The sequence below is a fragment of the Burkholderia territorii genome, from assembly GCF_902833055.1.
GTDB classification, from domain to species: Bacteria; Pseudomonadota; Gammaproteobacteria; order Burkholderiales; family Burkholderiaceae; genus Burkholderia; species Burkholderia territorii.
Genome location: NZ_CADFEJ010000002.1, coordinates 366,727 through 379,850, shown reverse-complemented (window position 1 = coordinate 379,850; position 13,124 = coordinate 366,727). Strand labels below are relative to the sequence as shown.

The following is a 13,124-nucleotide window of genomic DNA, read 5'->3' as shown; positions in this document are numbered from 1 at the left end:
GTTCAGTCGATCGGCGGCGTCGGATACGTCGGCGTACCGTCGGCCATGACGAATTCGAAATCGAGCGTGTAGTACGCCTCGTCCGTTTCGGCGTGCGGCCCCGTCCGCGGGTCATGGCGCTCGAAATTGCCGACGAGCCGACGATTCACGCCGAAGACGACGTCCGAGTCGAGATGCTCGGAATCGTCGGCGAACACCTGCGACACCAACGTCGCATGGCCTTCCGCGACGATCACGAAATGGATGTGCGCGGGCCGGTACGGATGACGGTTCTGCGCCGCGAGCAGCGCGCCGACGGGGCCATCGACGGGCACCGGATAGCCGGCCGGACGCACGGTGCGAAAGTTGAACCACCCCTGATCATCGGTACGAAAGCGGCCGCGCAGGTTGCGCTCGGGCTGGCTCGGGTCCTGGTTCTCGTAGAGCCCGACGGGCGATGCCTGCCAGACGTCGACGATCGCGTTCGCCACCGGCCGGCCCGACACGTCGAACACCCGGCCGCGCATGAACAGCGGCGAGCCGGGCGATCCCGGGCTTGCGATCGACTGACCCTGCTCGTAGACCGGCGAGCCGCCGCGATAGAACGGCCCGAGCAACGCGCCCGGCGTGCGCTCGGACGAATCGGAATTGTTAAGCAACGCCACGAGCGTCGAAAAGCCAAGCACGTCGGCCAGAAGCACCACCTCGTTGTGCCGCTCGTTGCACGCATGCCCGGCGGCACGGATGAACGCGAGACCGCGCTCGAACTCCTCGTCGGTCAGCTTCACCTGCTTCAGGAACGCGTGTCCGTGATCGACCAGCGCATCGACGATCTCCTTCAGCCGGGCGTCCCGGGTTCCCGCCATCGCCGCCTTGACGATCGCGGTAACGGACGCGGGATTGTCGGTAATCGCACTTGCAACCGTCTGTTCCGTCATGATTTTCTCCATGCAACCGTTTGCATAAGTTCATGGAATGTTACTCGCCGAGCAACGCAGATGGATAGAGCGTTAACCCTGAATCACGCGAAATTCACGGTTGACACGGGTATCATCGGGCACGCAACCGTTTGCACAAATCGAGCCCAGATAACCGGGCGCTGCCGATGAACGCACCCGGCGCGTACCCGGGCGGGCGGCGGGGCGCAGTGATTCGGCCCGCGCCGGCGCAGCGGCGCGGGTCGCCGCGCCGGATCGTTATTGCCCGGGAGCCGGCGAGTCGGTGGTGCTTTTCTGGGCTGCCGCCTTATGCTCCGCCCTTTGGAGGCTCTGAGGATATTGATCGTCCTTGCTCACGCGGTAGACATTCTTCTCGAGCGCGCTCAGTCCTGGTTCCGCTTCTGCCGGGCTGCCTTGCGTTGCGCTTTCAGTTCCTGCTTCGACGGCGGGGCGTCGGGGGCGGCCGATGTTCCGCCCGCATCCTGAGCGTTCGCGCCCGGTGCGCCCAGCAGCACGACTCCCGTCAGGACTGCGAGCGCAAGCGGCGCCAGTCTGGACTTTTTCATGTGATTTTTTTTCGTCGATGATCGAATGACAAGGTTCTACGTACCGGCGCCGGTTCGACCGATATCGATCGTGGCTTCGTCGATTCACGTCTCCACAAGTTACACGTCGGCAAGACGATTTTTATTAAGACTCCTGAATTTTCTTGATCGATGAGGCAAACGAGAGCAGACATCCGATCGGCCGGACGGCGTGCCACATGCCGTGCAGGGGCGATCGAACCGAATTACGCGCGAAACACCATGAGTACGAAAACCTGTCGGGCATTCGCCCGTCATTGCATCGAGGAAAACAACAATGAAGCTATCATTCGAAGCCTTCGAGGCACTGGATGCGATCGACCGGACCAGTACCTTTTCAGAGGCGGCTGCGGTGCTGCATCGCGTCCCGTCGACGCTCAGCTATCTCGTGCAGAAAATCGAAAGCGACCTGGGAGTCACCCTGTTCGATCGTAGCGGCCGCCGCGCAAAACTGACCCGCGCGGGGCGAGTCGTAATCGAGGAAGGCCGCCGGTTACTCGTCGCGGCCGAGCAGCTCGAGCGGAAAGCGCAGCGGATCCAGGATGGTTGGGAAACCGAGCTGTGCTTGTGCGTCGACGAAATTGTTCCGCTGGCACGCTTCTGGCCATTTGTACGCGAATTCGACACGCTCCAGATGGACACGCGTCTGCGCTTGTCGACCGACGTGCTTGGCGGCACCTGGGATGCACTCGTGTCGCGGCGCGCGGACCTCGTGGTCGGCGCAACGGGTGAGCCGCCCGCGCTGACGGACATCGTCGCGCACCCGATCGGCACGCTGCGTTATGTCTTCGCGGTCGCGCCGCATCACCCGCTCGCGGCGATGCCGGATCCGATCACGCTGGAAACCGTTATTCGGTATCGTTGCGCGGTGCTCAGCGGCCCCTCGCGCGAATCGCTCCTGCGTTCGTCGGCGTTCCAGCCGTCGCAACCGTATCTCGCGGTACCAACCCTCGAGGCCAAGCTGGCGGCGCAATGCGAAGGGCTTGCCGTTGGCACGCTACCGGCAAGCGTCGCCGCCCGCGCGATCGAGGAAGGCCGGCTCGTCACGCGTCGTGTGACCGGAATGCGCGAAACGGCCGAGTGTTACCTCGCCTGGCGCGCCGACGAAGCCGGCCGCGCGCTGCAATGGTGGCGAGACAAGTTCGACCACCCGGATCTGCTCGAACGATTCATCGCGCAGCCGTGACGGCGAGTACGCAACTGCACGCGGGTTTCAGCACACGCTTCGCACCGAGTCGTTTTTTATTGAATCAATCGAATATTTCGAATAGCCAATTCGATTTTTTCGAAATGACGCTTACAAATCCGAAATTACGGTTTTAAGCAATAATGTTTTACCAGAACTGAAGCGTTGCATCGGCTACACTGCTCTTACCGGTAGCTGACAAGAAGAATCACAGCGCCGCGCATACTCAGTGTCCGAGGTTAATCATTATGGAATCCTTGCTTAAAGCTTTTGCCATTGGCGCGATGCTCGTCGTCCCGGTCGTATCGTTCGCGCAATCCCAACCGTCGACTATGACCCGTGCGGAGGTCCGGAAGGAACTCGTGCAAATCCAAAAGGCCGGCTACAAACCATCCATGGCCAGAAATACGCAGTACCCGGAAAACTTGCAAGCCGCCCAGGCGCGCGTGGCAGCCATGAACGTTCAGAACGCGGGCGCCGGCCGGTAGTAAGCGGCTCGTCGTAGTCGGGCGGATCGCCCCCCGCCGGCTGCGCCATAGTCAGACTTTTCGGACCGCCGGCTTGCCGCGCGGGCGCTGACATGTTCGCCATCGACGCATTCGTCAGCGTCCTGCGGCCCGAATGCAAACCGCCGTCTGGACAAATTTCCGTACACACATCGATCGCACGTCGCGGGCTGCCGACCGGCCGTGACGCAAAACCGCCACGCGCCCCTGTCGGGATAATCGTCCGCTTCGTGCAAATTCTGGCGGTTTCGCCGCACAGCCTTCTGTAGCAAGGGATTGCGGTCGAGTCTGACTATCGCAACAGGCACGGCTGGGGTCGGCGGCACGCTACCTGCCCGCAGTTTTCAATTGCGACCGTGGCGGGAGGCAGCAGATGCCAAGCCTGGAATTTCGGTATCTGGGGCAAGATCGCTTACCCGCGCGACTGTCCGAGTTCGACGTCGAACGCTACTTGGCGCTGAACGACAGCGACGTAGCTGCGATCAACGAACGTTTCCGGCGCGGGTGCCGCCGTTCAACTGGTCTTTCTGTGGGCCTGGGGCCACACGCTGGATCACGTTCTCACGCGCTGTACAAAACCTCAGTGTGCCCCAACGGTCGCTCCATAGTGATAAGGTTCCCTATCCTGCTTGCGCGTTCAGCCCGACGTTAGGAGTTGTACGAGACAGCGAATGGCCATTCTGGCGCGCCGCGAACGACTCTGAACGACCCGAAGCGGTCAGTAGGATGTCCCCAAAGCGGTCGTTCGGTGGCGGACAATCGTACCACCCTAGGTAATTGACCGCGACGGACCTTGTCGCCAACGTCAAAGTTTTATTAGACGGGATACGAAAACGTCGAGATCTGAATAAACGGCTCGATTTGCAATCGAAATCCGTAAGGCGGCGTATGTGTCTGGTCGAATCGCCCTTCGAATACTTTGGCGGCACAGAATTCGATATATGTCCGACCGTCGTCTTGCATGACACGTGCACCTGGACAATCCAACAAGTTGAGCCGAACAAGCGGCTCTGCCCCCGCATTGCCAAGCAAGATCTCAACGTCGCAATTGAGCGGCCATATAGTTAGACTCAAGAAAACGGAGGCTCTCGAAACGAGATACCGATAGGAGATCCCATACTCTTCCTCGACTGGAGGGACTTCAAGTGCTTCAAGGAAATCCAACGGTTCCCACGAGAATGTCGGCATAGAGCTTCCTGTTGTATTGCAGCCGGTCGCCTGTGGCGGACTCAGCGCTAGCGCATCCGCTCTTCATTTGAATTTCGCTCACCTTGGTCGATGTCGTCGATCTAGGCTGCAGCGTCGAGCAACCGCTTTTGGCTGCGGATTCAACCTCGGCAACTCGATATCGCCACTCACATCAAAATACTTCGAACGAACACCAGGCGGGCACAAACTGCTCAAAGACAAAAAAGTCATCGATGTATGTCAGCCCAAGTCGTTCCAATGACTTCGTGCACTCATCGGCCGCATCGCCGCCGAAGAACGGGCCAAGCGACAAGAAACTATCGGATTCGTCAAAATATTCCCGAAAATTGAATTCGACCATGACCGACGATATGTCGACATTCTTGGCTGCTAGCGCAGCCCGCCGGACAACGATTCCGAAATCTCTCGAAACTTTCATCGATATACGAACGCGTCGCCTTGGGATTTCCAGCGATCAAGCTCTCTGCGCGCCATCAGCATTCCGGCGTCGCCCGCCACACGCAGTCCATCGAGGTTCGCCTCAAGCAGACTATGAAACGATGCCAATTTCTTGATCGACACTGTCGGCGAACATAAACTGCTATCGCTCTGAGCCCAGTAGAACGCGGCATCCTGTGCATGCCGCATCAGCAATGGTCGTATAACAGGAGATCTTGCAACCGTAGGAACCGTCATTATCGAGTGGCCCGTTCATCCATCTCGAAGCGGTTGAAGATCAGCCGCCATTCAATCCCGTCGTGATACGCCGCGCCGTGTACCCCTGCCATCAGCATCATTCCATCCGCGGCAGATAGATTACCAGCGCATACCTTGATTTCGGCCGGTAGCTCGCCGCAAGGTGCAGGCGAGCCAAACCTGCCAAAGCTGCCGATCGCGCATTCCGTTGCCGGACAGTGGCTGCGATCTCGTCGAAATCGGCCAACACCATATTGGCAAAGCGCTTCGCCGCCTCGTTGACACCATGCTGCGGATCGTGGAGCCAGCGCAAAAAAAGAACATAGTCCTGCTTGGCGGAGCCTCATCTTCTTATTCCCCCGAAGTCGCCGCGCAAGCCCCCTGCGGCATTTTGGCTCTTACTTTAAGCCTGACTGGTCAGCCCGACCAGACAAAAACGCTGGGAAGCACGCCGACAACTATTGAATAAAAAAAACAATAGCTCTGATCAAATACTGCAAAAAAGGTCATCTTTTTTGCCAACCTACACCCACACCCACCGTCATCCGCCCCTCAATAATCCTCCTTGACACCCTATCTTTCGATATATATCTTTAGATATGTTTTTCGACATATAGGACACGATCATGCGACACAACCCCTCCCGCGGCCATGCCCGATGCGACGGTCATGGTGCGCATGCCGGCCCTGACTGGTACGCCAGAGTGTGGCAAGCGATCGGCCGCCATCGGCGCGGCCACGATCCATTCGGCGGCGGCCCGTTTGGTGGCCGTGGCGGACGCGGCGGCTTCGGCGACTTCGGCGACGATGGCATGCCGCGCGGCCGCCAGTTCAGCTCCGACGACCTCCAGTTGCTGCTGCTCGCGCTGGTCGCCGAGCAGCCGAGCCACGGTTACGAGCTGATCAAGGCGCTCGACATGCGTTCAAACGGTTTCTACAGCCCGAGCCCCGGCATGGTGTACCCGGCACTGACGTATCTCGAGGAAGTCGGCTTCGTCGCGTCGCAGGCGGAAGGCAACCGCAAGCGCTATGCGCTGACCGACGCCGGGCGCGCGCATCTCGATGCGCAGCGCGAGCGCGTCGATACGTTGTTCGCGCGCCTCACGCACCTCGCACGCAAGATGGAATTCATGCGCCGCGCGTTCGCCGGCGAATCGGCGGGCGGTGAAGCACAGGACGAAACACAGCCCGGCTGGTTGCCCGAGTTCGTCGAAGCCCGCCTTGCCCTGAAGCGGGCGCTGCTCCACAAGAGCGCCGCCGATGCCGACGAACAGCGGCGCATCGCGGCGATCATGCGCCGCGCGACGGCTGAAATCGAAGGCGGTACCGGCGCGTGATCCGCGCCGCCTCGCCCACCCCAAGGAGAACCGATCGATGCAGAACACCTCCGAACGCGCCGTCACCCGTGTGCGGCACACCCTCAAATTCCGCCTGCTGCAGGTCGTGCGCGTGCACGCGGTAACGCCGCACCTGCTGCGCGTCACACTCGGCGGCCCCGACCTCGCGGACTTCGAATCGTCGTCGTTCGACGATCACGTGAAGGTATTCTTCCCGCCGCCCGGCGCCGAGCGTCCCGCGATGCCGACGCTCGGCGCGAATGGCCCCGAGTTTCCCGAAGGCCAGCCGAAGCCGGTCGCGCGCGATTTCACGCCGCGCCGCTTCGATCGCGCCGCCTGCGAACTCGATCTGGAATTCGTGCTGAACCATCCGGGTCCCGCGTCGCAGTGGGCGGCGCAAGCTCGCGTCGGTCAATGGCTCGGCATCGGCGGCCCGCGCGGTTCGTTCGTGGTCCCGATCGATTTCGACTGGCATCTGCTGATCGGCGACGATACGGCGCTGCCCGCGATCGCGCGGCGTCTCGAACAATTGCCGGCCGGCGCGCGTGCGGCCGTCGTGCTGGAAGTCGCGGATCGCACCGCGCAAATCGCGTTCGACACGCGTGCCGACGTGCATGAAATCTGGCGCTTTCGCGCCGAAGCCGATGCGGCCGACGGCGACGTGCTGCTCGATGCGGTACGCGAATTGCCGCTGCCGTCCTCCGGCGACGGTTACGTGTGGGCGGCGGGCGAAGCGAAGTCGATGCGTGCGGTGCGGCAGCATCTCACCGCCGAACGCGGTGTCGACAAGTCGCGCATCCGCGCGGCGGCATACTGGAAGCGCGGCGCGACGGCCGTGCACGAAACGCTGGAAGACTGACGCGAACGGGCGCCCGCGCATCGGCGGGCTTGGCATCGGCGGGGCGGCTGGTATATATGTATGTCTGCGACGCCGCTGTCGGGCGACAGCCGCCGCAGCCTGCCCAGGAGCGCCCGGTCATGACAAAAGAAAACCACGCTTCGCCTTTCCTTCGCAACCTGAAGATCGCCGGCTATTGCGGCCTCGCGGCCGTCGTGCTGGCGCTGTTCGTTGCGATGTGCGCAATCCTGAAGGAAAGCGCACTAGAACGCGACGCCGCACGGCATCCGGGCGAGACGCCCGAATTGCACGAAGCGGGCGGCGGCCCGTCCGCTTCGGCTGAAGCGGCCAAGACGCCCGGTTGACGGCGTCCGGCCGCAATACTCCGCTTGGTATTCCCGCTCAGGGCGCGCGTTCGCGCCCCATCATCACCGCGTGCACCGCGTCGCCGATCCGTTCGAGCAGCTCGACCAAGCGTTGCCCGTACAGGTGCGCGGCCAACGCGCCGGCGGTGCCGACCAGCACGCCGCCGGCCATGTCGAACGGCCAGTGCACGCCCGCATAGACGCGGCCCCAGGCAATCGCCGCCGCCATCGCGGCCATCACGAAGCCGGTCAGCCGCGTGCTGCCGGCGAGCATCATCCCGACCGCGAGACTCCACGCGAACGTCATGTGATCGCTCGGAAACGAGCTGTCCGGCGCATGCGGAATCAGTTGCGTGCCGACGCCGGCCATGAACGGCCGCGGCGAAAACCAGAAATGCCCGATCACCTGTGCGAGCGCCAGCGCCACGCACGTGCCGACGCCGGCTTCGATCGCCTGGCGGCGCGTCGGACGTTCGCCGAAGATCCAGGTCAGCAGCAGCATCGCGGGCAACGCATAGACGAGCCAGTCGGCGGCGAAGATGGCGGCGCGCGCCACGCCGGGGTGCGGCACGGCGCCGGCATTGACGGCGGAAAACAGGATGAGATTGAGGTTCTGCATGAATGCGGTTGCGTGGGGGCGTAACGTTTGGACCGGCGTGCCGATCGGGTGGAACGATGCTAGTGCTCACTCGCTTAAGCAATGCTTAATGCGTCGGGGCCGGCCGGTAATCCGGTTCCGGTCCCGGGAGTCGCGCGCGAACGCACTTAGAGCCTGCACTGCAACACAAGTTCACACAATTGACACATTTCCGCGCGACCGTCTCCCGTAAAAGCTCACCGGTCATCCTGTAAAGGCTCACCTTTTTCACATCGCGGCGTCATCGACACGTGCGAGTATCGGGCCGCCGCGCTCGCTCGGCACGGTCTGCACCGTTCGCCTCAATATTTGCGTTGCAAATAATTCGAAATCGGCAACAATTAATTCCAAATGCGGCATCGCACAACGGCAACGCACAGGCATAGGATTACGAGCTTACGAGCACTCATCCACGAAGCGATCAACAACAAGGAGTCCGCATGAAACCCAGCGATGTCCGATCGAAAGCGTTTGCGATGCCGTTGACCAGCCCAGCCTTTCCGATGGGCCCGTACCGTTTCGTCGATCGTGAGTTTCTGATCATCACGTATCGCACCGATCCGGACCGTCTGCGTGAAATCGTCCCCGAGCCGCTGCAGGTCACCGAGCCGCTCGTCCATTACGAATTCATCCGCATGGCCGACTCGACCGGCTTCGGCGACTATACGGAGAGCGGCCAGGTGATCCCGGTCGAGTACAACGGCCAGGCCGGCGGCTACACGCTCGCGATGTATCTCGACGATCACCCGCCGATCGCCGGCGGCCGCGAGCTGTGGGGTTTCCCGAAGAAGCTCGCGTCGCCCACGCTGCATGTGAACACCGATCACATCCTGGGCACGCTCGACTACGGCAAGGTGCGCGTCGCGACGGGCACGATGGGCTACAAGCACAAGGAACTCGACATCGACGAGCAGACCAAGCGCCTCGCCGGCCCGAACTTCCTGCTGAAGATCATCCCGCACGTCGACGGCACCGCACGCGTGTGCGAACTGGTGCGCTACTACATGCAGGACATCAAGATGAAGGGTGCGTGGACTGGCCCCGCGTCGCTCGAACTGGCACCGCACGCGCTCGCGCCGGTGGCCGACCTGCCGGTGCTCGAGATCGTCGAAGCGCGCCATCTCGTCGCGGATTTGACACTCGGCCTCGGGGAAGTCGTCTACGATTACCTGGCTCAGTAACACGTCCGCAGCCCTATCTCCCTGTCAATCCTTTCACTACGGGAATTCGAAATGAGCAACCTGAATGGCAAGACCGCAGTCGTCACGGGCGCCGCGAGCGGCATCGGCAAGGAAATCGCACTGGAGCTCGCGAAGGCGGGTGCCGCCGTCGCGATCGCCGACCTGAACCAGGACGGCGCAAACGCGGTTGCCGACGAGATCAACAAGGCAGGCGGCAAGGCGATCGGCGTCGCGATGGACGTGACCAGCGAGGAAGCGGTCAACAGCGGTATCGACAAGGTGGCCGAAACGTTCGGCTCGGTCGACATCCTCGTATCGAATGCGGGCATCCAGATCGTCAATCCGATCGAGAACTATTCGTTCTCCGACTGGAAGAAGATGCAGGCGATCCACGTCGACGGCGCGTTCCTGACGACCAAGGCCGCGCTCAAGCACATGTACAAGGACGATCGCGGCGGCGTCGTGATCTACATGGGTTCGGTGCACTCGCACGAAGCGTCGCCGCTGAAGTCGGCGTACGTGACGGCCAAGCACGGGCTGCTCGGCCTCGCGCGCGTGCTGGCGAAGGAAGGCGCGAAGCACAACGTGCGCTCGCACGTCGTGTGTCCGGGCTTCGTGCGCACGCCGCTGGTCGACAAGCAGATTCCGGAGCAAGCGAAGGAGCTCGGGATCAGCGAAGAGGAAGTGGTGAAGAAGGTGATGCTCGGCAACACGGTCGACGGCGTATTCACGACGGTGCAGGACGTCGCGCAGACGGTGCTGTTCCTGTCGGCGTTCCCGAGCGCCGCGCTCACGGGCCAGTCGTTCATCGTCAGCCACGGCTGGTTCATGCAGTAACGGTCACGTCCTCGCCTTCCTCACGGGAGGCGATTTTTTCGCACCACGTCCATTCTCACGACTCACGATGGCGTGCCATTCCCCGACGGCACGCCATCGGTCTCCGCCAACCATGGCGGGATTTCTCGGAGCAACTGATGAAACCGCACGCGCGTACAGAAAAGCAGGCCGTCGATGCGGCGGACCTGCATCACGAAGCCGGCGCACCGGCCGCTGCGCGGACGCTGCCGTACGAAACGATCGCGCTCGTCCTGCAGGGCGGCGGCGCGCTCGGCGCGTATCAGGCCGGCGTGTTCGAAGGGCTGCACGAAGCGGGCATTCCGCTCGACTGGATCGCCGGCATCTCGATCGGCGCGCTCAACACCGCGCTGATCGCCGGCAACGCGCCCGAGCATCGCGTCGAGCGGCTGCGCGAATTCTGGGAAACGATCTGCCAGCCGGCGTTCTTTCCCGCGATTCCGGCCGCGTTCGAGTTCGCGCTGTTCAACAGCATCGACCAGATCCGCACGTTCTTCACCGCGTCGCAGGCCGCGAGCGCGATGATGCAGGGCCAGCAGGGATTCTTCGTGCCGCGCTTCCCGCCGCCGCTGCCGGGCGTGTCCGATCATCCGGAAAAGATCAGCTGGTACGACACGTCGCAGCTGCGCGCGACGCTGCTCAGGCTGTGCGATTTCGACCGGATCAACTCGGGCGAAACGCGCGTGTCGGTCGGCGCGGTCAACGTCGGCACCGGCAACTTCGTGTACTTCGACAACTCGCGCATTCGGCTCGCGCCCGAGCACTTCATGGCGTCCGGCGCGCTGCCGCCCGCGTTCCCGCCAGTCGAGATCGACGGCGAGTATTACTGGGACGGCGGCGTCGTGTCGAACACGCCGCTGATGGAAGTGCTGCGCGCAAGGCCGCGTCGCGACACGCTCGCGTTCCAGGTCGACCTGTGGAGCGCGCGCGGGCCGCTGCCGCGCACGATGGCGGACGTCGCGGAACGCACGAAGGACGTGCAGTATTCGAGCCGCACGCGTTTCGTCACCGACACGCTGCAGCGCGAACAGCGCTACCGCAACGTGCTGCGCCACGTGCTCGAGCAGGTGCCGGAAGAGCAGCGCAAGAACGACCCGTGGTGCGTCGAGGCTGAAGCGATGTCGAGCGGGAAGAAGTACAACATCCAGCACCTGATCTATCAGCAGAAGGCATACGAACACCATTACAAGGACTATCAGTTCGGTCTGTCGACGATGCGCGACCATTGGAGCGCGGGTCTCGACGACATCCGCAAGACGCTCGCGGTCAAGGACGGCCTCGCGCTGCCCACCAACGACGCGGGCTTCGTCACGCACGACATTCACCGCCGCCGGTAATGCCGCGCGCAACGGACCGGCGCGTCGCCTGCGCCGGTCCGTCCTTTTTTCAGATTCAACATGCCGATTTTCATTGCGCTATTCGCGCTCGTCGCCCTTGGATGGGGCGCGGTTCACCTGTTTCACGTCATTGCCGCGCAGTTCGGCCAGCCGGTCGCGATCGCGGCCGCCGTGCTCGCCGCCGCAATCCTGATCGCGCTCATTGCATGGTGGATCAAACGCCGTCGCGACATCGCGCCGAACACGAAGGAACAAGGCTGGACCCACATCGTGCATCGCGCGTGGGGCGAGGTGCGCGTGTCCGCGACGCAGGGGCTGCTCTGGCTGTCGCACGACGGCGCGGACGGCCGCTATACGTTGTCGCAGCTCGACGGCTGCGAAGCCGCGCCGTTCGGCGGCCGCTGGCATCTGGTCGTGCGTGTGCGCGACGCCATACACGGCGAATGGAAGCTGCCGATGATGGACAAGCGCGATGCGCAGCGCTGGGCGCGTGTGCTGATGCTCGCAAAGGACCACCGGCTGTAATGGCCTTCACCCGCACACCGGTGCCGGCACGATCGCGCGCAATGCGTGTCGCCCCGGCGAACCGGAATGTCATCCTCTGCGTTCTAGCGCGCGCCGAGCGCCCATAACGCATCGAGCACGTGCTGCGTCGACCGCTCGATCGGGCCGGCCCGATGGGCGATCCCCAGTTCGCGCCACAACGCCGGACGCAGCGGCCGCATCTCGATGCGTGCGTCGGGCAACGGGGCACCGGCCTCGTGCGGCAACAGCGTCGCGCCGTAGCCCGCGGCGACCAGACTCTTGATCGCATCGTTGTAATTGAGCTCGATGCGCGGCTCGGGGCGGTGGCCGCCGAGCGCGAACCATTCCGTCGTGAGCCGCGACAGGCGGGTGGTCGCATCGTTGAGAATCAGCGGACGCGCAGCCAGATAGGCCGGCGTCACACGTGCCGGAAGCCGCCAGTCCGCGGGCAGAAAAGCCAGCACCGGATCGCGCCGCCACGCGCGGATCGACAATCCCGCAACCGCCGGCTGCGGCAGCGCCACCAGGCCGACGTCGAGCGAGCCCTGCGCAATGCGCGCCAGCGTGTCCTGCGACGTGAGCACCGCGATCTGGACATCGATGTCCGGATGCTGCTCGCGCAAGCGCGCCACCGCCTGCGGCAACAGATGAGCGATCGCCCCGGTCGACGCCCCGAGCCGCACCCGCCCGGTCAGCCCCTGCACTTGTCGCTCCACGTCGTCGAGGGTCGACTCGACCTCGGCCAGCAGACGGCGCGCCCGTTCCACCAGCACGGCACCGATGGTCGACGGCTGCACGTTGCCGCGCGTGCGCGACAGCAACGGCGCACCGATGCGACTTTCGAGTTCGGCGACATGAAGGCTGACGGTTGGCGGCGCGAGATGAAGCAATTGCGCGGCGCCCACGAAGGATCCCTGGTCGGCGATCGCGACCAGCGTACGCAGTCGATCCAGACTGATCTCGCGCATGCCC

15 protein-coding genes and 1 pseudogene are annotated in these 13,124 nt (G+C 63.2%); 10 read left to right on the top strand and 6 right to left on the bottom strand.

The genetic code is table 11. The annotated features are described in order from the left end of the window. Positions 1–2 precede the first annotated feature (2 nt). Positions 3–917, bottom strand: coding sequence for a dioxygenase family protein (locus HW466_RS06265; protein WP_174906035.1), 915 nt, complete (start codon positions 915–917; stop codon positions 3–5). A gap of 383 nt (positions 918–1,300) precedes the next feature. Beyond that, positions 1,301–1,483 carry a hypothetical protein gene (locus tag HW466_RS06260; protein WP_151003102.1) on the bottom strand — a complete coding sequence of 61 codons (183 nt, stop codon included), beginning with the start codon at positions 1,481–1,483 and terminating at the stop codon, positions 1,301–1,303. 295 nt (positions 1,484–1,778) lie between these two features. Here HW466_RS06260 and HW466_RS06255 point away from each other — a divergent pair, with 295 nt between their 5' ends. The 3 genes and pseudogenes from HW466_RS06255 to HW466_RS32240 all read left to right on the top strand — a co-directional run. Beyond that, positions 1,779–2,687: a LysR family transcriptional regulator gene (locus HW466_RS06255; protein ID WP_151003104.1), complete on the top strand. Its 909-nt coding sequence runs from the start codon at positions 1,779–1,781 to the stop codon at positions 2,685–2,687. A gap of 248 nt (positions 2,688–2,935) precedes the next feature. Further along, positions 2,936–3,175, top strand: coding sequence for a DUF4148 domain-containing protein (locus HW466_RS06250; protein WP_151003106.1), 240 nt, complete (start codon positions 2,936–2,938; stop codon positions 3,173–3,175). Positions 3,176–3,566: 391 nt separating this feature from the next. Next, positions 3,567–3,759: pseudogene (locus HW466_RS32240) on the top strand (hypothetical protein); the annotation flags it as partial. Between the two features lie 794 nt (positions 3,760–4,553). On the opposite strand, the gene HW466_RS06245 reads toward HW466_RS32240, so the two are convergent. Then, positions 4,554–4,820, bottom strand: coding sequence for a hypothetical protein (locus HW466_RS06245; RefSeq protein WP_151003108.1), 267 nt, complete (start codon positions 4,818–4,820; stop codon positions 4,554–4,556). Between the two features lie 354 nt (positions 4,821–5,174). Then, entirely contained in the window at positions 5,175–5,390 is a 216-nt protein-coding gene (locus HW466_RS06240; protein ID WP_151003112.1) for a hypothetical protein, read from the bottom strand. A 313-nt stretch (positions 5,391–5,703) separates the two neighbouring features. Here HW466_RS06240 and HW466_RS06235 point away from each other — a divergent pair, with 313 nt between their 5' ends. The 3 genes from HW466_RS06235 (at position 5,704) to HW466_RS06225 (ending at position 7,617) form a co-directional block, all read left to right on the top strand. After that, complete coding sequence (locus HW466_RS06235) at positions 5,704–6,414, top strand: PadR family transcriptional regulator (RefSeq protein ID WP_151003114.1); 711 nt, start codon at positions 5,704–5,706, stop codon at positions 6,412–6,414. A gap of 37 nt (positions 6,415–6,451) precedes the next feature. Beyond that, positions 6,452–7,273 carry a siderophore-interacting protein gene (locus tag HW466_RS06230; RefSeq protein WP_151003116.1) on the top strand — a complete coding sequence of 274 codons (822 nt, stop codon included), beginning with the start codon at positions 6,452–6,454 and terminating at the stop codon, positions 7,271–7,273. A 119-nt stretch (positions 7,274–7,392) separates the two neighbouring features. Beyond that, the gene (locus HW466_RS06225; protein ID WP_059508133.1) at positions 7,393–7,617 is read left to right on the top strand and encodes a hypothetical protein; all 225 of its coding nucleotides are present in this window, start codon (positions 7,393–7,395) and stop codon (positions 7,615–7,617) included. 37 nt (positions 7,618–7,654) lie between these two features. Here the strand turns inward: HW466_RS06225 and HW466_RS06220 are convergent, their stop codons facing one another. Continuing rightward, entirely contained in the window at positions 7,655–8,236 is a 582-nt protein-coding gene (locus tag HW466_RS06220) for an undecaprenyl-diphosphatase (RefSeq protein ID WP_059768493.1), read from the bottom strand. A gap of 458 nt (positions 8,237–8,694) precedes the next feature. Between HW466_RS06220 and HW466_RS06215 the strand changes: the two genes are divergently transcribed. From HW466_RS06215 to HW466_RS06200, 4 genes are all read left to right on the top strand, one after another. Continuing rightward, positions 8,695–9,435, top strand: coding sequence for an acetoacetate decarboxylase (locus HW466_RS06215; RefSeq protein ID WP_006485181.1), 741 nt, complete (start codon positions 8,695–8,697; stop codon positions 9,433–9,435). 51 nt (positions 9,436–9,486) lie between these two features. After that, entirely contained in the window at positions 9,487–10,272 is a 786-nt protein-coding gene (locus HW466_RS06210) for a 3-hydroxybutyrate dehydrogenase (RefSeq protein WP_063550917.1), read from the top strand. Positions 10,273–10,409: 137 nt separating this feature from the next. After that, entirely contained in the window at positions 10,410–11,627 is a 1,218-nt protein-coding gene (locus tag HW466_RS06205) for a patatin-like phospholipase family protein (RefSeq protein WP_059501262.1), read from the top strand. Between the two features lie 60 nt (positions 11,628–11,687). Then, positions 11,688–12,152: a hypothetical protein gene (locus HW466_RS06200; protein ID WP_151003118.1), complete on the top strand. Its 465-nt coding sequence runs from the start codon at positions 11,688–11,690 to the stop codon at positions 12,150–12,152. A gap of 83 nt (positions 12,153–12,235) precedes the next feature. Here HW466_RS06200 and HW466_RS06195 read toward each other — a convergent pair whose 3' ends face one another. Continuing rightward, a complete protein-coding gene (locus HW466_RS06195; RefSeq protein ID WP_059501265.1) occupies positions 12,236–13,120 on the bottom strand; it encodes a LysR family transcriptional regulator in 885 nt (294 codons plus the stop codon). Positions 13,121–13,124: the final 4 nt, after the last annotated feature.